Origin of the sequence: Sphingopyxis sp. SE2, from assembly GCF_032227185.1 — a bacterium.
Taxonomy (GTDB): Bacteria; Pseudomonadota; Alphaproteobacteria; order Sphingomonadales; family Sphingomonadaceae; genus Sphingopyxis.
Genome location: NZ_JAPMXW010000001.1, coordinates 3,352,342 through 3,366,206 on the forward strand (window position 1 = coordinate 3,352,342; position 13,865 = coordinate 3,366,206).

Annotated in this window: 16 protein-coding genes; 6 read left to right on the top strand and 10 right to left on the bottom strand. The window is 65.5% G+C overall.

Annotated features, from left to right (window positions below):
* Positions 1 to 84 precede the first annotated feature (84 nt).
* The 4 genes from rsmG to OVY29_RS16085 form a co-directional block, all read right to left on the bottom strand.
* Positions 85 to 714: a 16S rRNA (guanine(527)-N(7))-methyltransferase RsmG gene (gene rsmG, locus OVY29_RS16070; RefSeq protein ID WP_037557524.1), complete on the bottom strand. Its 630-nt coding sequence runs from the start codon at positions 712 to 714 to the stop codon at positions 85 to 87.
* A 755-nt stretch (positions 715 to 1,469) separates the two neighbouring features.
* Entirely contained in the window at positions 1,470 to 3,338 is a 1,869-nt protein-coding gene (mnmG, locus tag OVY29_RS16075) for a tRNA uridine-5-carboxymethylaminomethyl(34) synthesis enzyme MnmG (protein ID WP_313911723.1), read from the bottom strand.
* A 75-nt stretch (positions 3,339 to 3,413) separates the two neighbouring features.
* Positions 3,414 to 4,718 carry a tRNA uridine-5-carboxymethylaminomethyl(34) synthesis GTPase MnmE gene (mnmE, locus tag OVY29_RS16080; protein WP_313912074.1) on the bottom strand — a complete coding sequence of 435 codons (1,305 nt, stop codon included), beginning with the start codon at positions 4,716 to 4,718 and terminating at the stop codon, positions 3,414 to 3,416.
* Positions 4,719 to 4,741: 23 nt separating this feature from the next.
* A complete protein-coding gene (locus OVY29_RS16085) occupies positions 4,742 to 5,038 on the bottom strand; it encodes a DUF6489 family protein (RefSeq protein ID WP_313911724.1) in 297 nt (98 codons plus the stop codon).
* Between the two features lie 109 nt (positions 5,039 to 5,147).
* Between OVY29_RS16085 and OVY29_RS16090 the strand changes: the two genes are divergently transcribed.
* Positions 5,148 to 5,846 carry a dienelactone hydrolase family protein gene (locus OVY29_RS16090; protein WP_037557486.1) on the top strand — a complete coding sequence of 233 codons (699 nt, stop codon included), beginning with the start codon at positions 5,148 to 5,150 and terminating at the stop codon, positions 5,844 to 5,846.
* Positions 5,843 to 6,247 carry a nuclear transport factor 2 family protein gene (locus OVY29_RS16095; RefSeq protein ID WP_313911725.1) on the top strand — a complete coding sequence of 135 codons (405 nt, stop codon included), beginning with the start codon at positions 5,843 to 5,845 and terminating at the stop codon, positions 6,245 to 6,247. The genes OVY29_RS16090 and OVY29_RS16095 overlap by 4 nt, the downstream gene beginning before the upstream one ends.
* Here OVY29_RS16095 and OVY29_RS16100 read toward each other — a convergent pair.
* The 6 genes from OVY29_RS16100 to hemE all read right to left on the bottom strand — a co-directional run bounded on the left by OVY29_RS16100 (position 6,244) and on the right by hemE (position 10,666).
* The gene (locus OVY29_RS16100; protein ID WP_235211607.1) at positions 6,244 to 6,630 is read right to left on the bottom strand and encodes a DUF1489 domain-containing protein; all 387 of its coding nucleotides are present in this window, start codon (positions 6,628 to 6,630) and stop codon (positions 6,244 to 6,246) included. The genes OVY29_RS16095 and OVY29_RS16100 overlap by 4 nt on opposite strands.
* A 92-nt stretch (positions 6,631 to 6,722) precedes the next feature.
* Entirely contained in the window at positions 6,723 to 7,385 is a 663-nt protein-coding gene (locus tag OVY29_RS16105) for a TerC family protein (RefSeq protein ID WP_409581488.1), read from the bottom strand.
* Positions 7,386 to 7,444: 59 nt separating this feature from the next.
* Positions 7,445 to 7,726 carry an antibiotic biosynthesis monooxygenase family protein gene (locus OVY29_RS16110; protein ID WP_037557489.1) on the bottom strand — a complete coding sequence of 94 codons (282 nt, stop codon included), beginning with the start codon at positions 7,724 to 7,726 and terminating at the stop codon, positions 7,445 to 7,447.
* A gap of 9 nt (positions 7,727 to 7,735) precedes the next feature.
* On the bottom strand, positions 7,736 to 8,992 hold the full coding sequence (gene rho, locus OVY29_RS16115; protein WP_037557490.1) for a transcription termination factor Rho: 1,257 nt from the start codon (positions 8,990 to 8,992) through the stop codon (positions 7,736 to 7,738).
* Between the two features lie 195 nt (positions 8,993 to 9,187).
* Entirely contained in the window at positions 9,188 to 9,604 is a 417-nt protein-coding gene (locus tag OVY29_RS16120) for a CopD family protein (RefSeq protein ID WP_409581468.1), read from the bottom strand.
* 33 nt (positions 9,605 to 9,637) lie between these two features.
* A complete protein-coding gene (gene hemE / locus OVY29_RS16125) occupies positions 9,638 to 10,666 on the bottom strand; it encodes a uroporphyrinogen decarboxylase (RefSeq protein ID WP_037557492.1) in 1,029 nt (342 codons plus the stop codon).
* Between the two features lie 347 nt (positions 10,667 to 11,013).
* Here hemE and OVY29_RS16130 point away from each other — a divergent pair, with 347 nt between their 5' ends.
* From OVY29_RS16130 to coaE, 4 genes are read left to right on the top strand one after another with little or no spacing between them, the layout of a single operon-like run.
* Positions 11,014 to 11,826, top strand: coding sequence for a pyruvate, water dikinase regulatory protein (locus OVY29_RS16130; protein WP_037557493.1), 813 nt, complete (start codon positions 11,014 to 11,016; stop codon positions 11,824 to 11,826).
* Positions 11,823 to 12,419 carry a Maf family protein gene (locus OVY29_RS16135; protein ID WP_081933224.1) on the top strand — a complete coding sequence of 199 codons (597 nt, stop codon included), beginning with the start codon at positions 11,823 to 11,825 and terminating at the stop codon, positions 12,417 to 12,419. Before OVY29_RS16130 ends, OVY29_RS16135 begins: the two co-directional genes overlap by 4 nt.
* Positions 12,416 to 13,231, top strand: a complete 816-nt coding sequence (gene aroE / locus OVY29_RS16140; RefSeq protein ID WP_037557494.1) for a shikimate dehydrogenase — start codon at positions 12,416 to 12,418, stop codon at positions 13,229 to 13,231. Before OVY29_RS16135 ends, aroE begins: the two co-directional genes overlap by 4 nt.
* 7 nt (positions 13,232 to 13,238) lie before the next feature.
* Positions 13,239 to 13,862 carry a dephospho-CoA kinase gene (coaE, locus tag OVY29_RS16145; protein ID WP_052182470.1) on the top strand — a complete coding sequence of 208 codons (624 nt, stop codon included), beginning with the start codon at positions 13,239 to 13,241 and terminating at the stop codon, positions 13,860 to 13,862.
* The last annotated feature ends 3 nt before the right edge of the window (positions 13,863 to 13,865 follow it).

Consider the following 13,865-nt stretch of genomic DNA (forward strand, 5'->3'; position numbering starts at 1 on the left):
GTCGGCAAGTTTGGAAATATCGACATATTCCTGCGCCTTGCCTCCTCACACTGAACAAAATCGCTTCAAACCTCGATCGTGCAACTACCGGGTTTCGACCCTTAATTTTCCGGTTCCGACCAGAATCCGGCTGTCGGCGTCGGTGCGGCTCTGTTCCACGTGGAACATTCTCTGCCATGGCTCGGGCAGCAAAGCCAGTTCCTTAACCGCGTTTCGGCCTTTTGGCAGCAGCCAGTGCGTCGATTCGGTGGAAAAACGGGCGGATAAGTCGATGAGCTTGTCGAGCGGCGCAAAGGCGCGCGCGCTGATCGTCGCCGCGCGCCGCGTTTCGACACGCTCGAGCGGCGCCTCGGCGACCTCGACATGCCCCAGCCCCAACGCGTCAGCGACCGCGCGCAAGAATTCGCACCGCCTTTTGCGCGATTCGACGAGCAGCATTGGTCGCGCGCTCAGAATCGCGACAACCAGCCCCGGCAACCCCGGCCCGCTCCCCAAATCGACCCAAAGCCCCTCGCCCTCGGTATCGAGCGCCAGAAGCTGCGCACTGTCGGCGATATGCCGCACCCAGATCGTCGGAATCGTCGACGCCGCGATCAGATTCTGTCGGTCATTCTCGGCGATTAGCATTTGGGCGAAGCGATCGAGCCGCGCCCATTGATCGGCGGTCGGCGAAAACGCGGCCCCGATCCAGGTCCTTGCTTCATCTTCGCTCATCAGAATCCCGCCGTCTGTATTCACCAGCTACCCGCCCATATTTCGTCATTCCCGCCGAAGCGGAAATCCAGCCACTCTTCACGCCCTAGCGCCTTTGCATGCGGCATTGAAAGCCTCATGCCCAAACGAGACGGGACACATCTCCCCCGTCACCCCGGATTGGATCCGGGGTCCATGACTTCGGCGCTACAAATGGATCCCGGATCAAGTCGAACGAGCCACGAGTCTCGTTCGAGGATGACAACGAGAATCAACTGACGGCGAATGTCATTGTGCACCCCGGCGAAAGCCCGAGCCCAGTTGCACCGCCTGAAAGGGTGCTTTCGTCCGTGGCCTACCAAGGGGACCGCTCTCGGTGGCTTGCGGACATCGTTCCAACCCCGTTCGCATCGAGCGAAATGGAGATTGCCCTTCGCTCTAGGCGCGTCGTCGAGGGGTGCCTCGACTTCGCTCGACACGAACGGGAAGCGAGAAAGGTCCAAATCGACCGATAGTTGTCATAAGATCCTCCCTGTGCCGCAGGCATGGGGAGGTGACAGCGCGAAGCGCTGACGGAGGGGCAAATGGCGCGACGCCGCGGCCCCTCCACCACGCCCTGTGGGCGAGTGCTGGGCCGTCCAGTCCCCAGGACTGGACTTGACTGCCGGGGGCAGTTCAACCCCGCACTCCCCCCTCCCCATCGCTTCGAGACAGGGAGGTTTTTTAACGACAGCTCCCCACCCCTAACGGACGCTCTCGCACCGAACCCGAAAAGCTCAAGCCGCGCGCCGCCGGCTATGCACCATGATCGCGGTGAGCGCCGCCGGCGTCACGCCGTCGATGCGCCCCGCCTGCCCCAGCGTTTCGGGGCGCGCCTTGGTCAGCCGCTCGACCATCTCGCGCGACAGGCCTCCGATCGCGCCATAATCGAGCGCGGGGTCGAGCAGGATTGCCTCGTTCGCCGCGAGCGACCGCAGTTCGGCATCCTGCCGTGCCACGTAAGGAGCATAATGCGCGTCCTCGGCAACCTCCGACAGAATCGCCGGGTCGATCGCGTCGAGTTCGGGCGCGAGCAAAGCAAGCCGCGCCATCGTCATCTCGGGATAGCGCAGCAGGTCGATCCGCTTGCGCGCCATTCCGTCGCCCGGCAACGCCAGCCCGACCACGGCATAATCGGCGGTGCTCACCGCAGCGTCGAGCAAGGCTTCGGCCCTCGCCCGCTCGGCTTGGCGTTCGGCGAACAGTTCCGCCGTCGCCGGACGCACCAGCCCCAGCGCGATCCCCTTCGGCGTCAACCGCGTCGCGGCATTGTCGGCGCGCAGTCGCAGCCGATATTCGGCGCGCGCGGTGAGCATCCGATAGGGTTCGCTCACCCCCTGCAGCACCAGATCGTCGACCATCACCCCGATATAGGATTCAACCCGGTCGAGGATCAGCGGATCGCGCCCCTGAACGCTGAGCGCCGCATTGGCGCCCGCGACCAGCCCCTGCGCCGCCGCTTCCTCATAACCCGTCGTGCCATTGATCTGCCCCGCGCACCACACGCCGGGCATCGCGCGCACCTGCAACGTCCGGTCGAGCGCGCGCGGATCTATATGATCATATTCGACCGCATAGCCGGGGACGACCATCGTAACCCGCCCGAGCCCCTCCATCGTGCGCAGCATCGCAAGCTGCACATCGGCGGGTAGCGAGGTCGAAATGCCGTTCGGATAGACAAGATACGTGTCGAGCCCCTCGGGTTCGAGAAACACCTGATGCCCGTCGCGGTCGGCGAAGCGGTGGATCTTGTCCTCGATCGACGGGCAATAGCGCGGCCCGGCCGCCCCGATCGCCCCCGTGAACAGCGGCGATCGGTCGAGGTTCGCCGCGATGATCGCATGGGCTTCTACGTTCGTGCGCGTGATCGCGCAGAAAATCTGCGGCACCGTGCGGGTGCTGTTCCACGTGGAACAGGTCCAGCTCGCGCCATCGGCGCTGTCCGACGCCTGCTCGTCCAGCCGCGCCCAGTCGATCGTCCGCCCGTCGAGCCGCGGCGGCGTCCCCGTCTTGAGCCGCGCCATCGGCAGATCGGCTGCGCGAAGTTGCTCCGCGAGCCGGTGCGCTCCGGCCTCGCCGATGCGCCCGCCATCCATCCGCTCCTCGCCGCGGAACAGGCGTCCGCCGAGGAAGGTTCCGGTCGCGAGCACGACCGCGCTCGCCGTCAGCACCGACCCATCGGCGAGTTCGAGGCCCTCGACGCGTCCCTCGTCCGACAGCCGCAGCGCCGCCGCCTCGCCCGCGACGACGGCGATGCCATCCTCGGCGGCGAGCAAATCCTGGATCGCGTCGCGGTACAATTTGCGGTCGGCCTGGATGCGCGGCCCCTGCACCGCCGCACCCTTCGACGCGTTGAGCATCCGGTAATGAATCGCCGCGCTGTCGGCCGCGCGCGCCATCCACCCGTCGAGCGCATCGACCTCGCGCATCAGATGCCCCTTGCCGAGCCCGCCGATCGCCGGGTTGCACGACATCGTCCCGATCAGCGCGGGGTCGAAGCTGACGAGCGCGACGCGCGCGCCGAGCCGCGACGCGGCCGCGGCGGCCTCGGTCCCGGCGTGCCCCCCGCCGACGACGATGACATCGAAAATTGCGCTATCCGGCATGATGGCGGCGCGCATAGCGCAAAGCGCGCATCGAATCCACCGCACTGCTTGCCGCTCGATGTTTCACGTGAAACATCATTTCCCGATGCAGAAACGGCCGAACAGCGCGTCGAGCATCTCCTCGACCCCCGCGCGCCCGGTGATGCGGTCGAGCGCGGTCGCGGCGAGCCTAAGCCTTTCTGCAAGAAGGATTAAATCGCCAGCCTCCCGCGAATCGGCTTCGACCGTCAGCCATTGCTTTGCTTCGGCAAGTGCGGCGCGCTGGCGCTGGCGCAGCGCCGCCTCGCCCTCGCGCGGCAATAGCGTCCGCGCCATCTCGACGATCATGCGGTGCAGCTTGTCCATCCCCTCGCCCGTCGCCGCCGACAGCGCGAGGTCGCAATGCGCCGCGTCGGCCTCCGCCGCCGCGTCGCCGCGCCAGCGATCGGCCTGCGGCGCGATCGTGATGCAGCGGGGATGCTCCGGAGCTTCCTTCGGCCGCCCGAGCCACAACAATATGTCCGCCGCCTCGACCGCTGCCTTCGCGCGGTCGATCCCGATCGCCTCGATCGCATCGGCACCTTCCCCGCGGATCCCCGCCGTGTCCGAAAAGCGCATCGCGATGCCGTCGAGCGCCAGCGGCGTCTCGATCACATCGCGCGTCGTTCCTTCGACGGGCGACACGATCGCCAGCTCACGCTGAGCTAACGCGTTGATTAAAGTAGATTTTCCGGCATTTGGTGGCCCCGCTATCACCACCGACAGTCCCTCGGCGATCACCTCCGCCGCCGGCCGCGCCAGCCATGTGCCCAGCTCGTCCGAAAGCGCCCCCATCCCCGAAATCAAACGCCGCGCGGCACCTTCGACAACTTCCACATCATCTTCGTCGGCGAAATTGAGCTCGGCCTCCGCCCCCGCCATCAGTCCAAGCAGCCGATCCTGCCAGCCCGCCACCGCGCGCGACACATGCCCGCTCGCCATGCCGAGCGCCTGCACCCGCTGGCTCTCGGTCTCGGCCGCGAGCAGGTCGGCGAGCCCCTCGGCCTCGGCAAGGTCGATCCGCCCATTCTCGAACGCGCGCCGCGTGAACTCGCCCGGCTCGGCGCGGCGGAGCCCCGGCAGCGCCGCAAGCGCCGCCTCGACCGCCGCAACCACCGCGCGTCCGCCGTGCAGATGCAGCTCGGCCAGATCTTCGCCCGTCGCCGTCGCCGGCCCCGGAAACCACAGGATCAGCGCCCGATCGAGCGCCGCACCATCGCCGTTCTTCAACTCCGCCAGCACCGCGCGGCGCGGCGCGGGCAGGCGTCCCGCCAGCGCTTGCAGCGCCGCCCCGGCCGCCGGTCCGCTGACGCGCACGACGCCGATCGCCGCCGGCGGCATCCCGCTCGACAGCGCGAAAATCGTATCGCTTGACGGATCTTGATTCAGCTCTTGCGCCCCTTGGCGGGCTTGTCATCATCGGCAGTTGCATCGGCCGGCTTCGCTCCGCCCATCAGTCCGCCGCCGAACTGGCCGAGCAACGACTGGACCAGCCCCAGCCCGCTCTCGCCCATCGGCAGCCAGGTCTTGACCATCGACTGGACCATGTCGGGCGTGATCCCCTTCGCCATCAATTCCTTGACGCGGTCGAGGTAGATGTCGTGCAGCGGCTCGAGATCGGGGAGACCGAACAGGCGCCGCGCTTCCTCGGGGGTGCAATCGATCTCGATATTGAACTTCATCGCCTGTCTCCGCCCGGAAAAATGCCGGTTAGCCGCTTGAGCCATGCCCATCGCGCGTCTAGCTTCGCGCTTTCACCGCAAAGAAGCAAGAGACAGGAGAGCTCCCCGCATGGCCGCGACCAACATCTCGATCCCCGCACTCGACGGGACGAACGAAATTCCCGCTTATGTCGCGCGCCCCGACGCCGACAGCTCGCGCGCGATCATCGTCATTCCCGAAATTTTCGGGATCAACGAAGGGATTCGCAAGAAATGCGACGATTGGGCGGCCGAAGGCTATCTCGCGATCGCACCGGACATCTTCTGGCGCTTCGCGCCCGGGGTCGAGCTCAATCCCGATGTCGAGGCCGAGCTGCAGGAAGCCTTCGGCTATTTCGCCCAATATGATGCCGACGACGGGGTGAAGGATATCGAGGCGGCCATCCGCTGGCTGCACGGCCAGGGTGCGAGCAAGGTCGGTGCGGTGGGCTTCTGTCTCGGCGGCCGCCTCGCCTATATGACCGCGGCGCGCACCGATATCGATGCGTCGGTCGGCTATTATGGCGTCATGATCGACCAGATGCTGAACGAAAGCCACGCGATCGCGCGGCCGCTGATGCTCCATATCCCGACCGAGGATCATCTCGTCGACCATGATGCGCAAAAGCGGATTCACGAAGGGCTCGATCCGCATCCGAAGGTGACGCTTCACGATTATCCGGGGCTCGACCACGGCTTTGCCGCGACGATGGGCAACCGGCGCGACGAGGACGGCGCGCAGCTCGCCGACGGCCGCACGCGCGCCTTTTTCGCCGAGCATCTCGCATGACCGCGCCGCATCCCGGTCTCGCCGCCTGGCACGCCTATATGGCGGGCGGCGGCGACCCGCGGGCCTTGCGCGACCTGCTCGCCGAGGATGCGGTGTTCCACTCGCCCGTCGTCCACACGCCGCAGGAAGGGCGCGACAAGGTCTTCGCCTATCTCCACGCCGCGAGCCATGTCCTCGGCGGCGACGATTTCCGCTATCTGCGCGAGATCGTCGACGGCAACCAAGCCGTCCTTGAGTTTCAGAGCATCCTCGACGGCATCCAGATCAACGGGGTCGACATCATCCGGTGGAACGCCGACGGAAAGATAGAAGATTTCAAGGTGATGGTCAGGCCGCTCAAGGCGATCAACAAGGTCTGGGAAAAAATGGCCGAAATGCTCGCAGCGCAGGCCGCAAGCTAGATCAGGCTGAGCTCGGCAAGCTCGCGATACAGTTCGGGCGGCAACGCGCCGATTCCGCTCGCATCGTCGATACCCTTGGGCGCATCGGCATCGATCAGGTACCGCCACCCCTGGTGCGCCCGCTTCGGCTGCGGGTGCACGCGCTCGAGGTCGGCGACGCAGACAATGTCGACGCGGCCATCACTACGATCGTCGAAGCGCAGGATTTCGACGCGCGCGACGAGCGTGTGTTTGACGATGAAATGCAGCTTGCCGCCGATCAGCTCGTCGGCGCGCTTGGGCCGGAAGCGTGTCGCGAAACGGATCTCGCCATCGGCGGCGTAATTGGCGATCCGTGCCTCAAGCGCAGGATAATCGGAGCAGCCGACGGCGACGCGGGTCATATGGAGCTGGGGCATGATCGCGAGATGGGAAGCCGATACGAAAAAGCCAGCCCCTCACGAGGCTGGCCCTTTCATTTTACGCTGAAAACCGGTCAGCCGAACAAGGTTCCGACGCCGACGCTCGGGTCGACCCAGCCGTCGTAGATCATCTTGACCGCGACATAGACGATCACCGCGAGGCCGAGATAGGCGATCCAGCGGTAACGCTCGATATATTGGGCAATGATATTCGCCGCGATGCCCATCAGCGCGACGGCAAAGATCAAGCCGACGATCAGGATGCCGGGGTGCTCGCGCGCGGCACCCGCGACCGCGAGCACATTGTCGAGGCTCATGCTGACGTCGGCGACCGCCACCGCCCAGGCGGCACCCGCGAAGCTCTTGGCGGGCTTCAGGCCCGAATGTTCATCGCCCGCAATCTCGGGCGAACCCTGCGACTGGCCCGTGTGGCGCAGTTCGCGCCACATTTTCCATGCCACCCAGATCAGGAGCAGCCCGCCGACGAAGATCAGCCCGACGATCTGCATCAACTGCGTCACGACGAGCGCGAAAGCGATGCGAAGAACCAGCGCGGCGAGCACGCCGATCAGGATGACCTTCTTGCGCTGGTCGGCGGGCAGCCCCGCGGCGAGTGCGCCGACGACGATCGCATTGTCGCCCGCCAGGACGAGGTCGATCATCAGCACCTGCAGGAACGCCGCGAAGGCGGCCGGCTCGGTAATGTTAGAGAAATCCTTGACGATCGCGTCCCACATTCCGGCGGGGCCGCCGAAACCGCCGGCGTGCGACGCGGCCTGAGTCAGAAATTCCAAAATCACAGCGGCTCTCCGAAATAACTGACCTCTGGAATAGGGTCATAAAAGCGATGCAGCAACGCCCGCCACCGTCCGTAGCGGTCCGATTGCCGGAAGCCGTCGCGATGATCCGCGACAGACCTCCATTCGACCAACAGCAGATAAGCCTGTCCGGTTGCGGCCGGGCGGAAAATTTTGAGCGAGATAAAGCCCGGTGAGGCTTCGATCAGCGGCTTTGCCTCTGCCACAGCCGCCTCGCTTCCCGCACGAACGGGCAGCAGGGCGTGTTCGATCACCGCCATGACCCGGGCTTACTGGTTCATGCTGTCGAAGAAATCCTCGTTGGTCTTCGAATCCTTGATCTTGTCGAGCAGGAATTCCATCGCGTCGACGGTGCCCATCTGCATGAGGATGCGGCGCAGCACCCACATTTTCGACAGCTTGTCCTTCTCGACGAGCAATTCTTCCTTGCGGGTGCCCGACTTGCCGACGTCGAGGCTCGGGAAGATGCGTTTGTCGGCGACCTTGCGGTCGAGCACGATTTCCGAATTGCCCGTGCCCTTGAATTCCTCGAAGATCACCTCGTCCATGCGGCTGCCGGTGTCGATCAGCGCGGTCGCGATGATCGACAGCGAACCGCCTTCCTCGATGTTGCGCGCCGCGCCGAAGAAGCGCTTCGGCCGCTGGAGCGCATTGGCATCGACACCGCCGGTCAGCACCTTGCCCGACGAGGGAACGACGGTGTTGTAAGCGCGGCCGAGGCGCGTGATCGAGTCGAGCAGGATGACGACGTCCTTCTTGTGCTCGACGAGGCGCTTCGCCTTTTCGATCACCATTTCGGCGACCTGGACGTGGCGCGTCGCGGGCTCGTCGAAGGTCGAGGAGACGACTTCGCCATTCACGCTGCGCTGCATGTCGGTGACTTCCTCGGGACGTTCGTCGACGAGGAGGACGATGAGGTAGACCTCGGGGTGGTTGTCGGTGATCGCCTTGGCGATATTCTGCAGCAGCACCGTCTTGCCGGTGCGCGGCGGCGCGACGATCAGCGCGCGCTGGCCCTTGCCCTGCGGGCTGACGAGGTCGATGACGCGCGCCGACTTGTCCTTGACGGTCGGGTCGACGGTGTCGAGCGACAGCTTCTGGTTCGGATAGAGCGGGGTGAGGTTGTCGAAATTGACGCGGTGACGCACCGCTTCGGGATCGTCGAAATTGACCTTGATCAGCTTGGTCAGCGCGAAATAGCGTTCGCCGTCGCGCGGGGCGCGAATCTCGCCCTCGACCGTGTCGCCGGTGCGCAGGCCATATTTGCGGACCTGGTTCGGCGAGACATAGATGTCGTCGGGGCCCGCGAGATAGTTCGCGTCCGACGAGCGCAGGAAACCGAACGAGTCGGGGAGAACCTCGATCGTCCCCGATCCGATGATTTCCTCGCCCTCTTCGGCGAGTTCCTTCAGGATCGAGAACATCAGGTCCTGCTTGCGCAGCGTCGATGCGCCTTCGACACCCAGTTCTTCCGCCATTTCGACGAGTTGGGCGGGCGCCTTGGTCTTGAGTTCTTTGAGGTGCATTGGATGGATTCCAGGTAGGTCTTCGGGAAAAATAGGACGCGAATTTGTCGCACCGCGGGGGTGCCTATCCGGCCGTGGGACGACCGTTTCGATAGCATCGGCGCGGGGGACGCGCCGCCCGTATGGAACGGGGTTGAATCGCCCCTATAACCGGCTTCGGATCAAGTCAATCGGGCTGCGCCGGGGCGATGAAGGTCAGGGTCGCACGACGACGAGGATGACGATGATCGCCGCGGCGACGCCGGGCACCTCGTTGAGCATCCTGAGCTGTTTTTCGCTGAGCGGGCGCTCGCCCTTCTTGAGCTTCTTGAAATAGCCGATCATCCAGCCGTGATAACCCGACAGCGCGATCACGAGCAGCAATTTGGCGATAAACCAGCCCTCGCGCCAATAATCGCCGTTGAAGGCGAGCATCAGCCCAAAGATCCAGACGATGATCAGCGACGGGTTCAAAATGATCCGCCGCAGCCGGTCCTCGCGCTCGATCCACTTCTTGTCCTCGTCGGACCCGACCGGAGCCTGATGATGATAGACGAAGAAGCGCGGCATCATGAACAGGCCGGCCATCAGGAAAATCACGAAAATGATATGCGCGGCTTTGATCCAAAGCATCGTCGCCCCCAAAAAACCTGCCAGTTCCATAGATTATCCGCCGCGAACGCGTTTGATGAGATGTTCGACATGCGCGATCGGCGTGTCGGGCACGATGCCATGGCCGAGATTGAAGATATGGGGACGCGACGGGAAAGCCGCAAGGATGCGGTCGATCGCCGCATCGAGCGCGCCGCCGCCCGCGACGAGCGCGAGCGGGTCGAGATTGCCCTGCACGGGCAGATGCGCCGGCAGCGCGGCGTCGGCCCATATAGGGTCTACCGTCTCGTCGAGACCGATCGCGTCGACTCCGGTCTCGTCGGCATAGGCGCGAAGCTTGCCCCCGGCACCCTTCGGAAAGCCGATGACCGGCGTATCGGGATGCAGCGCCTTGATCCGCCGCACGATCTCGGCGTTGGGGGCGATCACCCATTGCTCATATTGGGCGGGGGAAAGACTGCCCGCCCAGCTGTCGAACAATTGCACCGCGTCGACGCCATTTTCGATCTGCCCCGACAAATAGGTGATGGTCAGCTCGACGATCGCGTCGACGATCGCCTGGAAGGCTTCGGGATCGCCGAACGCCATGCGCCGCGCCGCAGCCTGGTCCTTCGACCCCTGTCCCGCCACCATATAGGTCGCGACGGTCCATGGGCTTCCGGCGAAGCCCAAGAAAGTCGTCTCGGGCGGCAGCGCCGCCGCGACGCGCGCGACGGTTGCATAAACCGGGTCGAGCCGCTCGGGTGCCGCCTCGAGCAACGCCAAAGCGCTGTCGACGAGCGGCGGCGCGAGCCGCGGCCCCTCGCCCGCTTCGAACCACAGATGCTGACCGAGCGCGTGCGGGATGACGAGAATGTCGGAAAAGAGGATCGACCCGTCGAAGCCGAAACGGCGGATCGGCTGCAGCGTCACTTCGGCGGCGGCCTCGGGATCGTAGCAGAGCTCGAGAAAACCGCCCTTGGTCTCGCGGAGCGCGCGATATTCGGGCAGATAGCGTCCGGCTTGGCGCATCAGCCAGAGCGGCGGGCGTTCCTGCCGCACCCCGCGCAGCGTCGCGAGCAGCTTCTTCGGTGACGCCTTCACGCGGCCCCTCTTTCTCTCTTCATATAGTTTTAAATATGATTGTGGTGGTTTGTAGGTCGGCGGACAAGGCGGCTTTAGGCCGGGGCGTCCTTTTTGCCAACAGCTTGACTCGGGGCGTTGCGGGTCACGCCCCGGAGTCGCCTTGCACAGTCCCCCTAATTCACAGCCTGTGGATAAGATTCGTCCCATGTGGATAAGCGGTGGAGCGGAATCGACACGGCCGGGGATGAATCCTGCCTGCCGAAATCATCCCGGGGCTTTTGCCAAATTTATCCACAGGGGCTTTTCGTCGTCGCGGGCGTGATCCGGCATTGCCTTTTTTCGCGGACTCCCGCCATGGTGGCGCGATGGGCCGGCTTCACCTTCACCTCATATCCGATTCCACGGGCGAGACGCTCGAAAATATCGCCAAGGCGGCGATCGCGCAGTTCGACGATGTCGAGGTGGTGCGCCATTTCTGGCCGATGGTGCGGTCGGAATCGCATCTCGACCGGATCATGGCCGAAGTGCAGGCGAGCCCCGGCATGATCCTCTTCACCCTCGTCAATGGCGAGCTGCGCGCCAGCCTCGAACGCCGCGCGGGGGCGCAGGGCCTGCCGACCGTCGCCGCGCTCGACGCGGTCACCGACGCGCTGTCGCGGATGCTCGGGCAGGAAGCGAAGGCGCGTCCGGGCCGCCAGCACGTTCTCGACGCCGCCTATTTCGCGCGCGTCGAGGCGATTCAATTTACCGTCGCGCACGACGACGGCATCGGCTGGGAAAATTGGGAACAGGCCGACATCGTTCTCGCCGGCGTGTCGCGCACGTCGAAAACGCCGACGAGCATCTATCTTGCCAACCGCGGCTTCAAGACCGCGAATATCCCGATCGTTCCCGAATCGCCGCCGCCGAACGCGCTGTTCAACCTGAAGCGCCCGATGATCGTCGGGCTGACGACCGGGCTCGACCGGCTCGTCCAGGTTCGCCGCAACCGGCTGCTGTCGCTGAATCAGGCGCCCGAAACCTCCTATGTCGACGACGAACGCGTCAAGGCCGAACTCGCTTATGCGCGGCGGATGTTCGCCGACAATGGCTGGCCGGTGATCGACGTGACGCGCCGCTCGATCGAGGAAACCGCCGCCGCGGTGATCAAGCTCGTCGAAGACCGGACGGACGCATGAGCTTGCTCCTCGCCTCGCAAAGCAGTGGCCGCGCCGCGATGCTTCGCGCCGCCGGGCTGACCTTCGAAACCAGCGCCGCGCATGTCGACGAGGAGGCGCTCACCGCGTCGCTGCTCGCCGCCGGCCAGACGCCGCGCAACATCGCCGACGCGCTCGCCGAGGCGAAGGCGGTCAAAATATCGTCGCGGCTTCCCGGCGTGACCGTGCTCGGCGCCGATTCGACGCTCGCGCTCGACGATGGCGCGATGCTCGCGAAACCCGGAAGCCCCGAAGAGGCCGCCGATCATCTCCGCCGCATGGCGGGAACGCGGCACCGGCTGTTCAGCGCCGCGGTCGCCGCGCGCGACGGCGCGTCGGTCTGGCGCGCGGTCGGCGAGGCGAAGCTCTGGATGCGCCCCTTGTCGGACGCCTTCATCGCCGACTATGTCGCGCGAAACTGGGACAGCATCCGCTGGACCGTCGGCTGTTACGAAATCGAAGGGGCGGGCGTGCAATTGTTCGACCGGGTCGAAGGCGACCCCTGGACCATCATCGGCATGCCGATGCTTCCCTTGCTGGCGTGGCTGCGCACCATCGGGCTCGCGCCGCAATGAGCGCACCTTACGCAGAAGTGATCGGCGACCCGATCGCACAATCGAAATCGCCGCTGATCCACGGTTTCTGGCTCGACGCGCTGGGGCTCGCCGGCGATTACCGCCGCGCGCATGTGAAACCCGACGAGCTCGCCGCCTATATCGCTGAGCGCCGCAGCGATCCTGACTGGCGCGGCTGCAACGTCACCATGCCGCACAAGGGGGCGGTTATGGATCTCGTCGACGATCCGGGCGATATCCGCGGCACGATCGGCGCGATGAACACCGTCGTGCGCCAGCCCGACGGGTCGCTGATCGGTACCAACACCGATGCCGCGGGCTTTTATTCGCCGCTCGCCGAACTCGATCTCGAGGGCGCGCCCGTCGCGGTGGTCGGTGCCGGCGGGGCGGCGCGCGCGGTGCTGTTCGCGCTTGCCCGCGCCCATGTCGGCAAGGTGACGATCTTCAATCGCTCGCCGCTGAAGGCGATGGGCCTGCTCGCGACCTTCGGGCTCAAGGGCGAGGTGGTCGCGCTCGACGCTCCGCTGCCGCCAGTGTCCCTGCTCGTCAATTCGAGCAGCCTCGGCATGGCGGGCCAGCCGCCGCTCGATCTCGACCTGTCGCCGCTCCCCGACGATGCGATCGTCTACGACCTCGTCTATTCGCCGCTCCAGACCGGGCTGCTCAAAGCCGCGGCGGCGCGCGGGCTCGACACCGTCGACGGGCTCGACATGCTCATCGGTCAGGCCGCGCTCGCGTTCGAGCTGTTCTTCGGCGCGTCGCCGCCCGAAGGCCGCGACGAGGAATTGCGCGCGCTGCTGGTGGCCGGATAATAGGGACATGACCCATCGTCCGCGCCCCGGCTCGCGGCTGCGCCGGCCGTTCATTCTCGGGCTTACCGGCTCGATCGGCATGGGCAAGTCGACCGCCGCGGCGATGTTCGAACGCGAGGGCGTCCCCGTCTTCGACGCCGATGCGATGGTCCACCGGCTGCAAGGTCCCGGCGGCGCGCTCGTCGCGGCGATCGAGGCGCGCTTCCCCGGCACCACCGGGCCGAACGGGGTCGACCGGCAGAAACTCGGCGCGCGCGTGCTCGGCAACACCCATGAACTCGCCGCGCTCGAAGCGATCGTTCATCCGGCGGTCGGCAAGGCCCAGAAACGCTTCCTCGCCCGCCACCGCGCGCGCGATTTCGTCGTGCTCGACATTCCCTTGCTCTTCGAAAAGGGCGGCTGGCGCAAGGTCGGCGCGATCGCGGTCGTTTCGGCGCCCGCGTGGATGCAGCGCAAACGCGTGATGCGGCGCCCTGGCATGACGACTGCGAAACTGAAGGCAATCCGCCGCCTGCAGGTTCCCGATCGGGTCAAGCGGTCGCGCGCCGATTTCATCATCGAAACGGGCCGCCCCAAAAGCGAGACGCACCGCCAAATTCGTTTCATCACCTCTTGTTTCCACGCCCGATAGGGT